The following is a 12,919-nucleotide window of genomic DNA, read 5'->3' on the forward strand; positions in this document are numbered from 1 at the left end:
TTGTGCCGCCGCACCGCGTGTCCCACGATGGGGTGGTGGAGGAGCCTGCAGACCCCGACGCCCGCGTCGCCGCGCTCCGGGAGGAGCTCCGCGACCGGCACGCGACGTTGGGTCTGCTCGGCGGCGGTGACGTCGAACGCCCCGAGGTCGACGACCTGCTCGCGCTGACCTCCCGGCTCCTCGACGCGGAGAGCGCGGCCATCGACCACCACATCCGTGTGCGACGGACCACGACCGACCGGATCGTCGGCGGCGCGGTGGCCCTGCTGGTCGTCGGCGCCTCGGTCACGGCGGTGGCGGGCCTCGTCGGTGGCCGGATGAACGGGTGGGGCGTGGCCGGCGTCGCGCTGGCCGTGGTGCTGGCCGGTGTGCTCGGCGTGGCGGATCTCGTCGGGTCGCGGCCCGGCAGCCTCACCCGCCGGATCGACGCCGGGGCGTGCGTCGTCGGTGGCGCGGCGTTGCTCGTCGCCGCCACCGGGGTGCTGCCGTGGTGGGGCGTCGTGATCGCGGTGGTGTCGGCGGCGGGAGCCGCGGCCCACTGCCTCGGTCTGCTCCCGGACCTGACGCACGGCCGCGGGCAGGAGGACTGAATGGCGGACGAGGTGGCCCGGCTGCAGGCCGAGCTGACCGCGGCCCGGGACGCGATCAGGGCGCTCGAGCAGACCGCGCAGCGCCACGAACAGCAGATCTCCGAGCTGCAGCAGCGCTCCGCGGGCGCGGACCGGCCGAGCCCGCGGCCCCGGCGTCCGGAGGAGCTGGACGCCCGGGACGACGACCTGGCCGCGCTCGCCGCCGCCGTCCTGCGGGCGGCCGACCTGCGTTCCCGGCACCTCCCCGACGCCGAACGCGCCCGTCTCGTCGGCGGTGTCGATCCCTGGCCGGAGTGGGAGCGCGCCCGCCACGACAAGCGGATGCGGGCCGTGGCCCTGAGCGCGCGGTTGGCGACCCTCGCCGTCGAGGACCCCGGGCATCGTGACGTCGCCGTCGGTTTCCGCGCCCTGCAGCGGGAGCTGGCGGCGCTGGATGCCTCCCGGGAGGAGACCCGCGCCGCGGCGGAGTACGTGAAGGAGTGCGCCGAGCGCATCGCGGCCGACGACGGGCTGCGCGAGACCGACGCCGCCGAGCTCGCCGCGGGGGCTCAGGCCCAGCGGCAGATCCTGGTGCAGGCACGGGATCGGGTGGTCGGGGCCGTCGAACGGTCGGCGCCCCTGCCCCCGTGGTTCGAGGCCGCCCTGGGACGGGCCCCGCACGGCCACGCCGAGGGCTGGATGACCGCCGCCGCCACACTCGTGGCGTACCGGGTCACCTACGCGGTGCACGACCGGACGAGGGCGCTCGGGCCCGAGCCGACGCAGGAGTGGCCGCCCTCCCGGCGGGCCGAGTTCTTCCGCCTCCAGCGGAGCCTCGTGCTGCACCGTCCACCGTCCTCGGTCTCCGCGCACCGACCGCGGAAGCCGGCCGCGGTCGTGGTGCCGGCCCTGAGGCCTCACCCTGAGGCCTGAGGAGCGCGCTGAGACTCTCGGGCCTACTGCGCGACGCCCAGCCGGCGCACTCGCGGCGTTGGACGATCGGACCGAAACAACAGCGGCATCGGCCCGATCGTCCGCCCTGCGCGGACACCACCTGGCCGCCGCTGGCTACGGCCGGAGAGTTTCAGCACCCTCCTCGGCCCCGAGGAAGGCCCTGACCAGTTCGGTGAACTCCTCCGCCCGCTCGATCTGCGTCCAGTGGCCGCAGCGGGCGAACACGTGCAGGTCGGCGTTCGGGAGCAGTCGGGCCATGGTCCACGCGACCTCGGGCGAGACGACCGAGTCCTCACGGCCGTGCACGAGCAGGCTCGGGGTGGTGATCGAGCGGGCCTGCTGCTCGGTGATGCCGAGCTCGTTGCCGGCGTGGCGGGGGTCGAAGAACATGGCGCGGTAGGCGTCGTAGGTCTCGACGCTCGCCTCGTACCGGATCTTCACCAACTCGTCCGTGATGATCGACTTGTCGATGGCGAAGTGGTCGAGCAGCAGGGTGCGCATGTTCTCGAGCGACGGCTCGTACGCGCGCAGGGCATTGAGCCCCTCGGTGATCACCATGCCGACGCCGGGAGCACCCATGAGCACCATGCGCGAGACGCGGTCCGGGAAGCGCTCGGCCAGGTCGAGGGCGATGCGGCCGCCCAGCGAGTTGCCGACGAACGCCGCCCGCGCGACGCCCAGGGCGTCCATGAACCCGACGACGTGGTCGGTCCAGGTCCGCAGCGAGTAGACGACGTCGTCGGGGCGGGAGGTGGAGCCGTAGCCGACGATGTCCGGGGCGAGCACGCGGAACCCGCCCGACAGCCCCGGGATGGTCTTCTGCCAGTTGGCGTACGCGGAGACGCCCGGCCCGGAACCGTGCAGGAGCAGGACGGGGTCGCCCGAGCCTTCCTCCAGGTAGAACGTGTCGATGTCCCCCACCGCGACCCTCACTTGTACACCGCGAAGCACTTGTTGGAGTTGAAGACGTCGGTGGTGACGAACGTGGACCAGTCCAGCGGCAGGCCCAGCTCCTGCATCGCCCCGACCAGGCAGAACCAGTTCAACATCTCGTGCTGACCGGCGTCGACGATCTCCGCGCCCGTGACGGCCCGCCAGGTGTCGGTGTCGCCGGCGACGAAGGCGTCGTAGAGCCGCTGGTCGGCGGCGGTGTCGGGGCGCAGGTGCCAGTCCTTGTCGACGAGGAACGCGTGCGACCAGCTCGACGACGCCACGAGCGCCACCCGCTTGTCACCCGCGACGAGCGTGCGCGCCACGGCGGCACCGAGGTCCATGCACCGCGCCGGGGTGGGTCCGACGGGGTCGAGCTGCTCGCCGGAGATCTCGGCGAAGCGGGCCAGCCCGCCGCGGCGGGCGATGGCGTGCTGGCCGTAGCAGTTCACGGTGATCGGGATCATCGGGTAGGGGAACTCGGTGCCCGCGTGCTCGTAGTCGAGGAACATCTGCGTGTTGCCGATGGCGTGCGGGAACGGGGCGCCGTCGCGCTTGGCGTAGGAGTACGCGACGTCGAAACCTTCCTTGATCAGACCGTCGGCCAGGGCGAGCGAGGCCGCGCGGTCACCGTGCAGCGTGAACGTGGTGTCGTCGGGCATACCCCAGGCGTTCGGACTGCCGCGCTTGTTCATCAGCTCGAACGGCTGCACCTCCGTCTCGCCGTAGGCCAGCACGCAGAACGGCGGTACGACCTCCTCGCGGAAGTTCTCGTACTGGTCGTCCCCCCACACGACCAGGACGTCGGGCCGGAACTCGTCGAGCTCCTTGCGGCACCGCGCCAACCCCTCGACCAGCGCGGCCCGGTGGTGGGCGGCCGCGGCGCGCCCGCCGTCGTCGCCCCACTCCCGCTGCATCGACGACGACCAGGTGGACGGGTCCTTGGCCGACTCCGGGATGTCCGGGTCGGTCAGCGTCCAGCGCAGCAGGCCGGCCATGTGCTCGTCCGTGCCGGCCAGCAGCGGGTAGTGGGTGATGCCCAACCCCAGGAACTCGGCCATGTTTCCTCCTTGTCGAGGAATCCTGTGTACAGGATTATGCGGTGGCGCGCACCAGGTCCTGCCGGTGCAGATCCATCAGTTTCGTCAGTGCCTCGCGGTCGCGCTCGCGGATGGCGGCCACGATCTCGGCGTGCACCTCGATGTTGCGGTGGTACATCTCCTCGTGGCCGGGCAGTAGCTCCGCCCTGCTCAGCGTGCCCGTGATGATCGCGGCGATCGCCTCGTACATGCCGGCCAGCACGGGGATCCGGGCCGCGCGGGCGATGGCGCCGTGCAGCCGCAGGTTGGACTCCAGGTAGGCCCGAGCGTCGGTGGCGCCCCGCATCTCCTCCAGGGCCCACTCCATGTCGCGCACGTCCGAGGGGCCGGCCCGATCGACCGCGACCGAGGTCAGGACGTCCTCGAGATGCGCCCGGGCCTCGAAGAGATCACGCGGATCGGTGCCCGAACCGGAGAACCACAGGTCGAGCGCACCGAGGCGGACCTGCGGCGGCACGCTCGCCACGAACACCCCGCCGCCGGGGCCGGGCTTCACGACGACGAGCCCGCGGTCGCGCAGGATGCGCAGCGCCTCGTTCATGACCGTGGGGCTGACCTGGTGGTCGTGCATGAGGTCGGTGCGCCGGCCCAGCGACGTGCCGACCGGGTTGCGGGCAGCGAGCAACCGGTCCTCGATGGCGGCCGCCACCTGCTGGGCCCGAGAGGTCATGGCGGCAGCTTAGCGCAATCCCTTGAAATCTTGTATGCAGGATTGCTAGCGTGATGGCCCGCACAGCGACGTCGGAGGATGGGCATGCAGGTACCCGAGGGAGCGATCGACGTGCACACGCACGCCGTCGCCGATCGCCTCCCCGATCTCACGGCCCACCCCGGCCGCTGGCCGTCGGTGGAGCGGTACTCCGACACCGAGGCCCGGATCCTGCTCGACGGCGCCGTCTACCGCGAGATCGACGACCGCTGCTGGTCGGCGGCGCGGCGGCTGCACGACATGGACGCCGAGGGCGTGGCCGCGCAGGTCGTGTCGCCGATCCCCGTCACGCTGTGCCACGACCAGCCCGCCGCCGGCGCGGCCGTGCTGGCGTCCGCGCAGAACGACTTCCTCGCCGAGCTCGTCGCGCAGGCGCCGGGACGGCTGTTCGCCCTCGGCGCCGTGCCGCTGCAGGATCCCGGGGCCGCGGTGAAGGAGCTGCTGAGCTGCCTCGACCGGGGTTTCCTCGGCGTCGAGATCGGCACACGGGTCGGCGACGTCGAGCTCAACGACCCCGCGCTGGACGGCTTCTTCGACGCCGCCGCCGAGCGCGGGGCGTTCGTGCTGGTGCATCCCGTCGATCTCACGCTCGACCCGCGGCTCGCGCGTCTCGGCATCGGGTTCGGCCTCGGCATGCCCGTCGAGACGGCCATCGCGGCCGCCGGGCTGCTCACCGGGCGGCCCCGACGTCCCGGGATGCGGCTGTGCCTGGCCCACGGCGGGGGAGCGCTGCCGCAGATCCTGCCCCGGCTCGACCGCGGGTTGGTGCTGGCCGGCCGGGGCGACGAACCGTCGGCGAGTGCCCGCGCGCGGGAGCTGTGGTGCGACTCGCTCACCTACGAGGCGTCGAGCCTCGCGCTCTCGGTGGAACGGTTCGGAGCCGACCACGTGCTGCTGGGCACCGACTACCCGTTCGCGGCGCGGGAGGCCCCGGCCGGGGCGGTGCTGGCCGGTGTGGATCCGGTGCCGGCCGAGGCGATCCGGCGCGACAACGCGCTGCCCGTCCTGCAGAGAGAGCCATCATGACCGTCACCGACGCCCGCACCGACGCCTACGTGGACGACGACCGCGCGCACCACCGCTTCCGCGTCCACCGCTCCACCATGACCTCGCCGGACGTGTTCGCGCTGGAGATCGAGCGGATCTTCGGTCGCTGCTGGCTCTACGTCGGCCACGAGTCCGAGATCCGCGAACGCGGCGACTACGTGCGCCGCCCGATCGCGAACCGCCAGGTGTTCATGGTGCGCAGCAGGTCCGGGCAGGTGAAGGTCTTCCACAACACCTGCCCGCACCGCGGCGCCACCATCTGCCGCAAGGACGCGGGCAACGCCAAGGTCTTCCAGTGCTTCTACCACGCGTGGTCGTTCGACACGGAGGGCTCGCTCGTGGGCGTGCCCGACCGCGAGGCCTACGGCGACGGCCTCGACTTCTCCGCGCTCGGGCTCCGGTCCGTGGCCCGGGTGGAGAGCTACCGCGGGTTCGTCTTCGCCTGCTTCGACCCGGACGTCGTCGGGCTGGTGGAGTACCTGGCCGGGGCCGCCGAGTACCTCGACCTGATCGTCGACGCCACCGGTGACGCCGAGATCATCAGCGGCACCAACGCCTACGCCATCGACGCCAACTGGAAGCTCCTGGCGGAGAACAGCATCGACGGCTACCACGCCGTGCCCACCCACGACACCTATTTCAAGTACCTCACGGCGCTGGGCACGAGCCTCGCCGGTGGGGTCGCGGGCACGGCCACCGGGCTGGGCAACGGGCACGCGGTGCTGGAGTACCGGGCGCCGTGGGGTCGCCCGGTCGCCAAGTGGGAGCCACTGTTCGGCGAGGATGCGCGCGAGGAGATCGACCGGCTGCGCGCCGATCTCGTCGGGCGGCACGGCGAGGAGCGTGCCGCCCGCATGGCCGACACCAACCGCAACCTGCTGATCTACCCCAACCTCGTGGTCAACGACATCATGGCCATCACCGTGCGCACCTTCATGCCGGTCTCGGCCGAGCGCATGGAGGTTACGGCCTGGGAGCTCGCGCCCCGCGACGAGCTGCCCGAGCTGCGGCAGCGCCGGCTCGACAGCTTCCTGACGTTCCTCGGGCCCGGCGGGTTCGCCACCCCGGACGACATCGAGGCACTGGAGTCGTGCCAGCAGGGGTTCCGCAGCGGGGGAGTGGAGTGGAACGACATCTCCCGCGGCATGGCCCGCGACGTGCCGCAGACCAACGACGAGGAACAGATGCGCGCGTTCTGGCGGCAGTGGGCGTCCCACATGGCGGGTGACCTGTGATCACCCGGGCCGAGGTCGAGGACTTCCTCTACCGCGAGGCCGAGCTGCTCGACGACTGGGACCTCGACGGCTGGCTCGCGCTCTGGACCGACGACGCGCGCTACGTGGTGCCCTGCAACGACGCCCCCGACGGCGACCCGTCGCGCGACCTCGTGCTCATCGACGACAACGCGCTGCGCCTGGCGTCGCGGGTGGAGCGGCTCAACAGCCGCAAGGCCCACCGCGAGTACCCGCACTCCACCACCAGCCACCAGGTCAGCAACGTGCGGCTGCGGGCGATGGAGGGCGACGAGCTGCCCGTGGTCGCCGAGTTCACCGTGTGGCGCTTCCGTGGCGAGCGCTCCACCACCTACGTCGGGCGCTCCACCTACCGGCTGCGGATCGTCGACGGCGAGCTGCGCATCCGCTCCAAACGGGCGGTGCTGGCGATGGGGTCGCTGCGGCAGGTCGCCGACGTGGCCATCATCCTGTGAGCGGATATCAGGGTCCCGGCACCGATATCCGCTCACGAGGGCTCGCCGGGCTCACGGCGGTCGTCACCGGCGGCGCCACGGGCATCGGACTCGCGATCACCGAGCGGCTGCTCGCCGACGGCGCGCAGGTGCTGGTGGCGGCCCGCAGCGAGGAGGAGCTGGGCGGACGGTCGCCGGGCTTCGTCGGGGATCTCGCGGCACCCGGCACCGCCGACGCTCTGCTCGGCGCCGCTCTGGAGGCACTGGGCGGTGTGGACGTGCTGGTCAACAACGCCGGCGGTGGGGTCATCCGGCCCACGCTGGAGCACACCGAGGAGACGCTGCGCTCCACCATCGACAACAACCTCTGGACCACGCTGCGCTGCTGCCTCGCCGTGCTTCCGCACATGGTGGAGCGCGGCGGCGGGCGGATCATCAACATCGGGGCCGAGTCCGTGCGCAACGGCCTCACCGACCACGCCGTCTACAACGCGGCCAAGGGCGGGGTGCACGCGCTGGCCGTCGGCCTGGCCCGGGAGTTCGCGCGCGCGGGCATCACCGTCAACACCGTCGCCCCGTCCTACACGCGCACCCCGGAGCTGGCCGCCGCGATCGACGCGGGCGCGATCCCGCCGCGGCTCGGCGTGGTGCTCGACGACGCCGTGGGGCTGATCCCGATGGGCCGCGGCGCCCAACCCGACGAGGTGGCAGCGGTGGTCGCGTTCCTGGCCCGGCCCGACGCCCGGTTCGTCACCGGCCAGACCATCAGCGTCAACGGCGGGAGCAGCATGGGCTGAACCACATCCGGGCATGCCCGTGGACCCGAGGCGGTTCCGAAGGTCATGACGAGCCTGTTCGATCCGATCACGCTGCGCGGGCTGACGGTCCGCAACCGCATCTGGCTGGCCCCGATGTGCCAGTACGCCGTGGAGGCCGGGGACGGCGTGCCCACCGACTGGCATCTCGTCCACCTCGGCGCCCGCGCCACCGGCGGCTTCGGCCTGGTCGTCAGCGAGGCCAACGCGGTGTCGCCGGAGGGCCGGATCAGCCCCCAGGACGTCGGCATCTGGAACGACGAGCAGCAGGCCGCGTGGGCCCACATCGTCGGGTTCCTGCACGCCCAGGGCGCGGCGGCCGGCACGCAGCTCGCGCACGCGGGCCGCAAGGCCTCCACGTTCTCACCGTGGCGCGGCCAGGGCACCATCCCGGCGGCCGACGGCGGCTGGCCGGCACCCGGCCCCTCGGCCGTCGCGTTCCAGGGCTACGCCGAGCCGCACGCGATGACGACCGACGAGATCGCCGCGGTGGTCGAGGACTTCGCCGCCGCGGCCCGCCGCGCCGACGCCGCCGGCTTCGACGTGGTCGAGCTGCACGGCGCGCACGGCTACCTGCTCCACGAGTTCCTCTCGCCGCTGGCCAACCACCGCACCGACGCCTACGGCGGAACCTTCGAGAACCGGATCCGCCTGCTCGTCGAGGTCGTCGACGCCGTCCGCGCCGCGTGGCCCGCCGAGAAGCCGCTGCTCGTGCGCCTGTCGGCCACCGACTGGGTCGAGGGTGGCTGGAGCGCCGACGAGACCGTCGAGCTCTCGGCCGTCCTGCGCGAGCACGGCGTCGATCTCGTCGACGTGAGCACCGGCGGCCTCGACGCCCGCCAGGAGATCCCGGTCGGCCCCGGCTACCAGGTGCCCTTCGCCCGCGACGTCCGCGCCAAGGCCGGCGTCGCTACCGGCGCCGTCGGCCTCATCACCGAGCCGGCCCAGGCCCAGCAGATCCTCGACGACGGCGACGCCGACGTGGTGCTGCTGGCCCGGGCCGCCCTGCGCGAACCGGCCTGGCCCCTGCGCGCGGCCCACGAGCTGGGCGTCGCGGCGAAGGACGCGCCGTATCCGGTGAACTACACCCGCGGCGCCTGGCGCTGAGTCAGGCCATCGGGGTGAACCGGGCCGGCAGGCGCTTGATGCCGTTGATGAAGTTGCCCGCCAGGTACTCCGGCTCGCCCACCGTCAGGTCCGGCAGGCGTGTCAGCAGCTCGCCGAACAGGGCGCTGAGCTGCATGCGCGCCAGGTGGCTGCCCAGACAGAAGTGCGGGCCGCCGCCGCCGAACCCGACGTGCGGGTTGGGGGAGCGGGTCACGTCGAAGCGCTCCGGGGCCTCGAACGCCGTCTCGTCGAAGTTGCCGGAGCGGTAGAACAACGCCACCTTCTCGCCCGCCCGGATGTGCTGGTCGCCGATCGTGACGTCGACGCGCGCGGTGCGCCGGAACGTCATCACCGGCGACGCCCAGCGCACGAACTCCTCGACGGCCGTGCCGATCCGCCCGTCGAAGTCGGCCAGCAGCGCGGCCTTCTGGTCGGGGAACTCCTGCAGGGCCAGGATCGCGTGCGTCGACGTCTGGCGCGTGGTGTCGTTGCCCGCCACGCACAGCAGCACGAAGAAGGACGCGATCTCCTCCTCGGTGAGCTGTTCGCCGTCGATCTCGGCCTGCACCAGTGCCGTGATCAGGTCGTCGCGGGGCTCCGCGCGCCGGGCCTCCACCAGCCCGAACGCCGTGGTGTGCAACGTCATCAGCGCGTCGAGCAGCACGCCCATGGCGTCGCCGTCCCCGACGAACTCGGCGTCGTTCCAGCTCACCATCGCGTTGGCGGCGGCCGCGACCCGGTCCCGGTCGGCCTCCTCGATACCGATCATCTCCGAGATCGTCCAGACCGGGAGGCGCGCGGAGACCTGCTCCACGAAGTCGATCTCGCCGAGCGGGGCGATCGTGTCGACGATGCCCCTGGCCTGCGCCCGGATCTGCTCCTCGATCTTCGCCACCCGGCGCGGGGTGAACACCGAGCTGATCAGCTTGCGCTGCTTGGCGTGCCGCGGCGCGTCCATCGCGAGGATCGAGTGGGCGGCCTCGAGCACGTCCTCCGGGACGTCCTCCAGCATGACGCCGCCGAACTCCTGCCCGGACGCGAAAACTTCGGCGTTGCGGCTGACCGCGACGATGTCGGCGTTGCGGGTGAGCGCCCAGAAACCGGGGTCCTCGCCGTTGGGGAGCAGCTCGGTCTCGGCGGGCCGGTGCCAGGACACCGGCTGCTGCCGACGCAGCTGCGCGAACACGGCGTCGCGCTCGGCCGGCGGCTGGGCCCAGAACTTCAGGGACGAGATGTCGAGGTCGTGGAATGTCCGAGTCATCAGGTCTCCCGCGTCAGATGTCTGGGGCGGGCACCATGCCCGAGAGGACGGCCCGCGTCGGACGCAGTCTTCAGGTCCAGCGCGGTGACGGTGGCACCCTCGGCGCTGAGCGACCGCGCGACCTCGGCGCCGATGCCCGACGCGGCGCCCGTCACGACCGCGCGGAGCCCGCTGAACCTCATGCCACGACCAGGTCGTCGCGGCCGTCGGCCTTGAGCCGGTCGACGTAGACGGGGAAGAGCTTCTTCGACAGCGGCGCGAGCTGCAGCAGCTTCGTGACGGTGCCGTCCACCTTCACCTTGCCCTTCGCCATCGCGAACGTCAGGTTGACCTTGCCCTGCCAGTAGGCGTTGGCGGTCTCGGTGCTCATGGTCATCGTCGCCTGGGCGTCGGGTCCGGACCCGTCGGCGCCCTTGTGCACCTTGTGGCCCGGCAGGTCGATGATCAACGCGCAGTCCGGGTCGGTGCACTGCATGCGCAGCACGAGCCCGGTCGCCTCCAGCTTCGGGGCCAGCTCGGGATCGGCCAGCGCCGTCTCGAAGATGCCGCCGATGTAGCGGTAGAGCTCGTCCTCTGATCCGAAACCTGGCACGTGATCCTCCCGGCGTTGGGCTTGAACCTGGGCCGTAACGCAACTTATGTTACGGAAAACACAAGCCCCCTCGGAGGAGTCGACGATGACCGCCACCCTTCCCACCTCCACCTCTGCGAGCGAGGTGGCGCGGCTGCGGTCGACGTTCGCCACCGGACGCACCCGCGACGTCGCCTGGCGTCTCGCGCAGCTGGAGGGCGTCGAGCGGATGGTGGCCGAGCGAGAGGACGACTTCGCCATCGCGCTCGCCGCCGACCTCGGCCGACCCCGCGTCGACGCCTGGCTCGCCGACCTCGCTCCGACGACCGCCGAGTCGGCGTTCGCGCGCAAGCACCTGAAGCGCTGGATGAGGTCGAAGCGGGCGGGGCTGCCGCTGTCGGTGCAGCCGGGCTCCGCGCGCTACGTCTACGAGCCGCTGGGCACGGTGCTGATCATCGGGCCCTGGAACTACCCGGTCTACCTGACGCTGACCCCGCTGGTGGCGGCGCTGGCCGCGGGCAACTGCGCGGTCGTCAAGCCGTCGGAGCACGCGCCCGCCGTCGCCGCCCTGCTGGCGGATCTGCTGCCCCGCTACGTCGACCGGGACGCGGTCGCGGTCGTCACCGGCGGGCCCGAGGAGACCCAGGATCTGCTGGCGCAGGGCCTGGACCACGCGTTCTTCACCGGCAGCCCGGAGGTCGGTGCGCTGATCATGGCCGCCGCGGCACCGACGCTCACCCCGGTCACGCTGGAGCTGGGCGGCAAGAGCCCGGTGATCGTCACGGGAGACGCCGACATCGCCGTGGCCGCCAAGCGGATCGCCTGGACCAAGCTGATGAACTCCGGCCAGACCTGCATCGCACCCGACTACGTGCTCGTCGAGGAGTCGGTCCGCGACACCCTCGTCGCCGGGATCGCCGAGGCCACCCGCGAGCTGCGCGGCGGTGCCGAGGACGGGCTGCGCATCGTCAACGCCCGGCAGGCCGCGCGGATCGCCGGACTGCTGGACGACCACGGCGGCCGCATCGCCTACGGCGGCGCGGTGGACGTCGAGGCGCTCACCGGGCAGCCGACCATCGTCGTCGACCCGCGCCCGGACAGCCCGCTGATGACCGAGGAGATCTTCGGACCGATCCTCCCGGTGCTCACCGTCGAGGACCTCGACACCGCGATCCGCTTCGTCAACGACCGGCCCAAGCCACTCGCCGTCTACCTGTTCAGCCGCTCCAAGGGCGTCGCGAAGCGCGTGACGGCGGAGATCAGCAGCGGCGGCACCGTGATCAACCACCTGATGTTCCACGTCCTCGTGCCGCAGTTGCCGTTCGGTGGCGTGGGGCGTAGCGGAATGGGCGCGTACCACGGACGATGGGGCTTCGAGACGTTCAGCCACCGCAAGTCTGTGCTCACCAAGCCGACCCGGCCCGACCTGTCGCTGATCTACCCGCCGTACACGGCGAAGGCGGAGAAGCTGCTGAGGAGATTCTTCTGATCACGCGCGAGCGCTACTTCGAGGCCGCCATGGCGCTCCTCGGCGACGAGGGGCGGTCCGGGCTGAAGCTCGCCCCGCTGTGCCGCGAGGTGGGTGTGACCAGCGGGTCGTTCTACCACCACTTCGGGTCGTGGGCGGGTTTCGTCGAGGCGATGCTGGAGCACTGGGAGGCCGAGCAGACGCAACGCCTGATCGCCCTCTCGTTCGCCCCCGACGACCCGTGGGAGCGGGTGGAGGTGATGAAGACCGTCGCCGTCACGGTGCCGCACGAGGCCGAGGCGGCCATCCGGGCCTGGGGCAAGACCGATCCCGCCGTCGGGCGGGCGCAGCGGCGCGTGGACGAGGCCCGCATCGCGGGGTTGCACGAGGTGATCCTCGGGGTCGGGGGTGACGAGGCGACGGCGCGGCGGCTGTCGCTGATGGGCATCGCGCTGCTGGCGGGGGTGCAGCAGATCCGGTCGCTCGTGGACCGCGGCGAGCTCCTGGCCGTGTTCAACGACTTCGAGCAGGTGATCGCGGACAACGTCCCGGCCCGGGTGGCGCCGTGACGCGGCCACGGCGGGGCGGCGCGCGGGGCTGAGTGCAGCCGGCCGGCCGTGGTGCGGCGATGGCGCAGCTGCTCGCGTGGTGCGACGCGGGCGCCTGCGGGATCGCGCCGGTCACCGGCGACGCCGGGATCG

Annotated in this window: 15 protein-coding genes; 9 read left to right on the forward strand and 6 right to left on the reverse strand. The window is 72.2% G+C overall.

Features of this window, described 5'->3' with window-relative positions; all coding sequences use genetic code 11:
- The first annotated feature begins 35 nt into the window (after positions 1-35).
- Entirely contained in the window at positions 36-590 is a 555-nt protein-coding gene (locus BGP03_RS28215) for a hypothetical protein (protein WP_296368134.1), read from the forward strand.
- The gene (locus BGP03_RS28220) at positions 591-1,502 is read left to right on the forward strand and encodes a hypothetical protein (RefSeq protein WP_296368136.1); all 912 of its coding nucleotides are present in this window, start codon (positions 591-593) and stop codon (positions 1,500-1,502) included.
- Between the two features lie 135 nt (positions 1,503-1,637).
- Here BGP03_RS28220 and BGP03_RS28225 read toward each other — a convergent pair whose 3' ends face one another.
- From BGP03_RS28225 to BGP03_RS28235, 3 genes are read right to left on the reverse strand one after another with little or no spacing between them, the layout of a single operon-like run.
- On the reverse strand, positions 1,638-2,456 hold the full coding sequence (locus BGP03_RS28225; RefSeq protein ID WP_296368138.1) for an alpha/beta hydrolase: 819 nt from the start codon (positions 2,454-2,456) through the stop codon (positions 1,638-1,640).
- Positions 2,453-3,514 carry an extradiol ring-cleavage dioxygenase gene (locus BGP03_RS28230; protein WP_298799035.1) on the reverse strand — a complete coding sequence of 354 codons (1,062 nt, stop codon included), beginning with the start codon at positions 3,512-3,514 and terminating at the stop codon, positions 2,453-2,455. The genes BGP03_RS28225 and BGP03_RS28230 overlap by 4 nt, the downstream gene beginning before the upstream one ends.
- A gap of 34 nt (positions 3,515-3,548) precedes the next feature.
- A complete protein-coding gene (locus tag BGP03_RS28235) occupies positions 3,549-4,223 on the reverse strand; it encodes an FCD domain-containing protein (RefSeq protein ID WP_296368142.1) in 675 nt (224 codons plus the stop codon).
- Positions 4,224-4,307: 84 nt separating this feature from the next.
- Here BGP03_RS28235 and BGP03_RS28240 point away from each other — a divergent pair, with 84 nt between their 5' ends.
- From BGP03_RS28240 to BGP03_RS28260, 5 genes are read left to right on the forward strand one after another with little or no spacing between them, the layout of a single operon-like run.
- The gene (locus BGP03_RS28240; protein ID WP_296368144.1) at positions 4,308-5,288 is read left to right on the forward strand and encodes an amidohydrolase family protein; all 981 of its coding nucleotides are present in this window, start codon (positions 4,308-4,310) and stop codon (positions 5,286-5,288) included.
- A complete protein-coding gene (locus BGP03_RS28245; protein WP_298799036.1) occupies positions 5,285-6,544 on the forward strand; it encodes an aromatic ring-hydroxylating dioxygenase subunit alpha in 1,260 nt (419 codons plus the stop codon). Before BGP03_RS28240 ends, BGP03_RS28245 begins: the two co-directional genes overlap by 4 nt.
- Positions 6,541-7,017, forward strand: coding sequence for an aromatic-ring-hydroxylating dioxygenase subunit beta (locus BGP03_RS28250; RefSeq protein WP_296368147.1), 477 nt, complete (start codon positions 6,541-6,543; stop codon positions 7,015-7,017). The genes BGP03_RS28245 and BGP03_RS28250 overlap by 4 nt, the downstream gene beginning before the upstream one ends.
- The gene (locus tag BGP03_RS28255; protein WP_298799037.1) at positions 7,014-7,793 is read left to right on the forward strand and encodes an SDR family oxidoreductase; all 780 of its coding nucleotides are present in this window, start codon (positions 7,014-7,016) and stop codon (positions 7,791-7,793) included. Before BGP03_RS28250 ends, BGP03_RS28255 begins: the two co-directional genes overlap by 4 nt.
- Before the next feature lie 45 nt (positions 7,794-7,838).
- On the forward strand, positions 7,839-8,918 hold the full coding sequence (locus tag BGP03_RS28260; protein ID WP_296368152.1) for an NADH:flavin oxidoreductase/NADH oxidase: 1,080 nt from the start codon (positions 7,839-7,841) through the stop codon (positions 8,916-8,918).
- A 1-nt stretch (position 8,919) separates the two neighbouring features.
- On the opposite strand, the gene BGP03_RS28265 is transcribed toward BGP03_RS28260, so the two are convergent.
- From BGP03_RS28265 to BGP03_RS28275, 3 genes are read right to left on the reverse strand one after another with little or no spacing between them, the layout of a single operon-like run.
- Positions 8,920-10,179: a cytochrome P450 gene (locus tag BGP03_RS28265; RefSeq protein WP_296368154.1), complete on the reverse strand. Its 1,260-nt coding sequence runs from the start codon at positions 10,177-10,179 to the stop codon at positions 8,920-8,922.
- Positions 10,179-10,361, reverse strand: coding sequence for an SDR family NAD(P)-dependent oxidoreductase (locus BGP03_RS28270; protein WP_298799038.1), 183 nt, complete (start codon positions 10,359-10,361; stop codon positions 10,179-10,181). Before BGP03_RS28270 ends, BGP03_RS28265 begins: the two co-directional genes overlap by 1 nt.
- Complete coding sequence (locus tag BGP03_RS28275) at positions 10,358-10,771, reverse strand: SCP2 sterol-binding domain-containing protein (protein ID WP_296368155.1); 414 nt, start codon at positions 10,769-10,771, stop codon at positions 10,358-10,360. The genes BGP03_RS28270 and BGP03_RS28275 overlap by 4 nt, the downstream gene beginning before the upstream one ends.
- Before the next feature lie 85 nt (positions 10,772-10,856).
- Between BGP03_RS28275 and BGP03_RS28280 the strand changes: the two genes are divergently transcribed.
- Both BGP03_RS28280 and BGP03_RS28285 read left to right on the forward strand, forming a co-directional pair.
- On the forward strand, positions 10,857-12,239 hold the full coding sequence (locus BGP03_RS28280; protein WP_298799039.1) for an aldehyde dehydrogenase family protein: 1,383 nt from the start codon (positions 10,857-10,859) through the stop codon (positions 12,237-12,239).
- 29 nt (positions 12,240-12,268) lie between these two features.
- Positions 12,269-12,787, forward strand: coding sequence for a TetR/AcrR family transcriptional regulator (locus BGP03_RS28285; RefSeq protein ID WP_296368159.1), 519 nt, complete (start codon positions 12,269-12,271; stop codon positions 12,785-12,787).
- Positions 12,788-12,919 lie beyond the last annotated feature (132 nt).

The organism is Pseudonocardia sp. 73-21 (assembly GCF_001899645.1).
Taxonomy (GTDB): Bacteria; Actinomycetota; Actinomycetes; order Mycobacteriales; family Pseudonocardiaceae; genus Pseudonocardia.

What these genes read in the sequence shown, in the direction of transcription:
- BGP03_RS28220 (WP_296368136.1), top strand. Translation starts at nt 591, where the DNA reads ATGGCGGACGAGGTGGCCCGGCTGCAGGCCGAGCTGACCGCGGCCCGG.
- BGP03_RS28230 (WP_298799035.1), bottom strand. Translation starts at nt 3,514, where the DNA reads ATGGCCGAGTTCCTGGGGTTGGGCATCACCCACTACCCGCTGCTGGCC.
- BGP03_RS28235 (WP_296368142.1), bottom strand. Translation starts at nt 4,223, where the DNA reads ATGACCTCTCGGGCCCAGCAGGTGGCGGCCGCCATCGAGGACCGGTTG.
- BGP03_RS28240 (WP_296368144.1), top strand. Translation starts at nt 4,308, where the DNA reads ATGCAGGTACCCGAGGGAGCGATCGACGTGCACACGCACGCCGTCGCC.
- BGP03_RS28245 (WP_298799036.1), top strand. Translation starts at nt 5,285, where the DNA reads ATGACCGTCACCGACGCCCGCACCGACGCCTACGTGGACGACGACCGC.
- BGP03_RS28260 (WP_296368152.1), top strand. Translation starts at nt 7,839, where the DNA reads ATGACGAGCCTGTTCGATCCGATCACGCTGCGCGGGCTGACGGTCCGC.
- BGP03_RS28265 (WP_296368154.1), bottom strand. Translation starts at nt 10,179, where the DNA reads ATGACTCGGACATTCCACGACCTCGACATCTCGTCCCTGAAGTTCTGG.
- BGP03_RS28270 (WP_298799038.1), bottom strand. Translation starts at nt 10,361, where the DNA reads ATGAGGTTCAGCGGGCTCCGCGCGGTCGTGACGGGCGCCGCGTCGGGC.
- BGP03_RS28280 (WP_298799039.1), top strand. Translation starts at nt 10,857, where the DNA reads ATGACCGCCACCCTTCCCACCTCCACCTCTGCGAGCGAGGTGGCGCGG.
- BGP03_RS28285 (WP_296368159.1), top strand. Translation starts at nt 12,269, where the DNA reads ATGGCGCTCCTCGGCGACGAGGGGCGGTCCGGGCTGAAGCTCGCCCCG.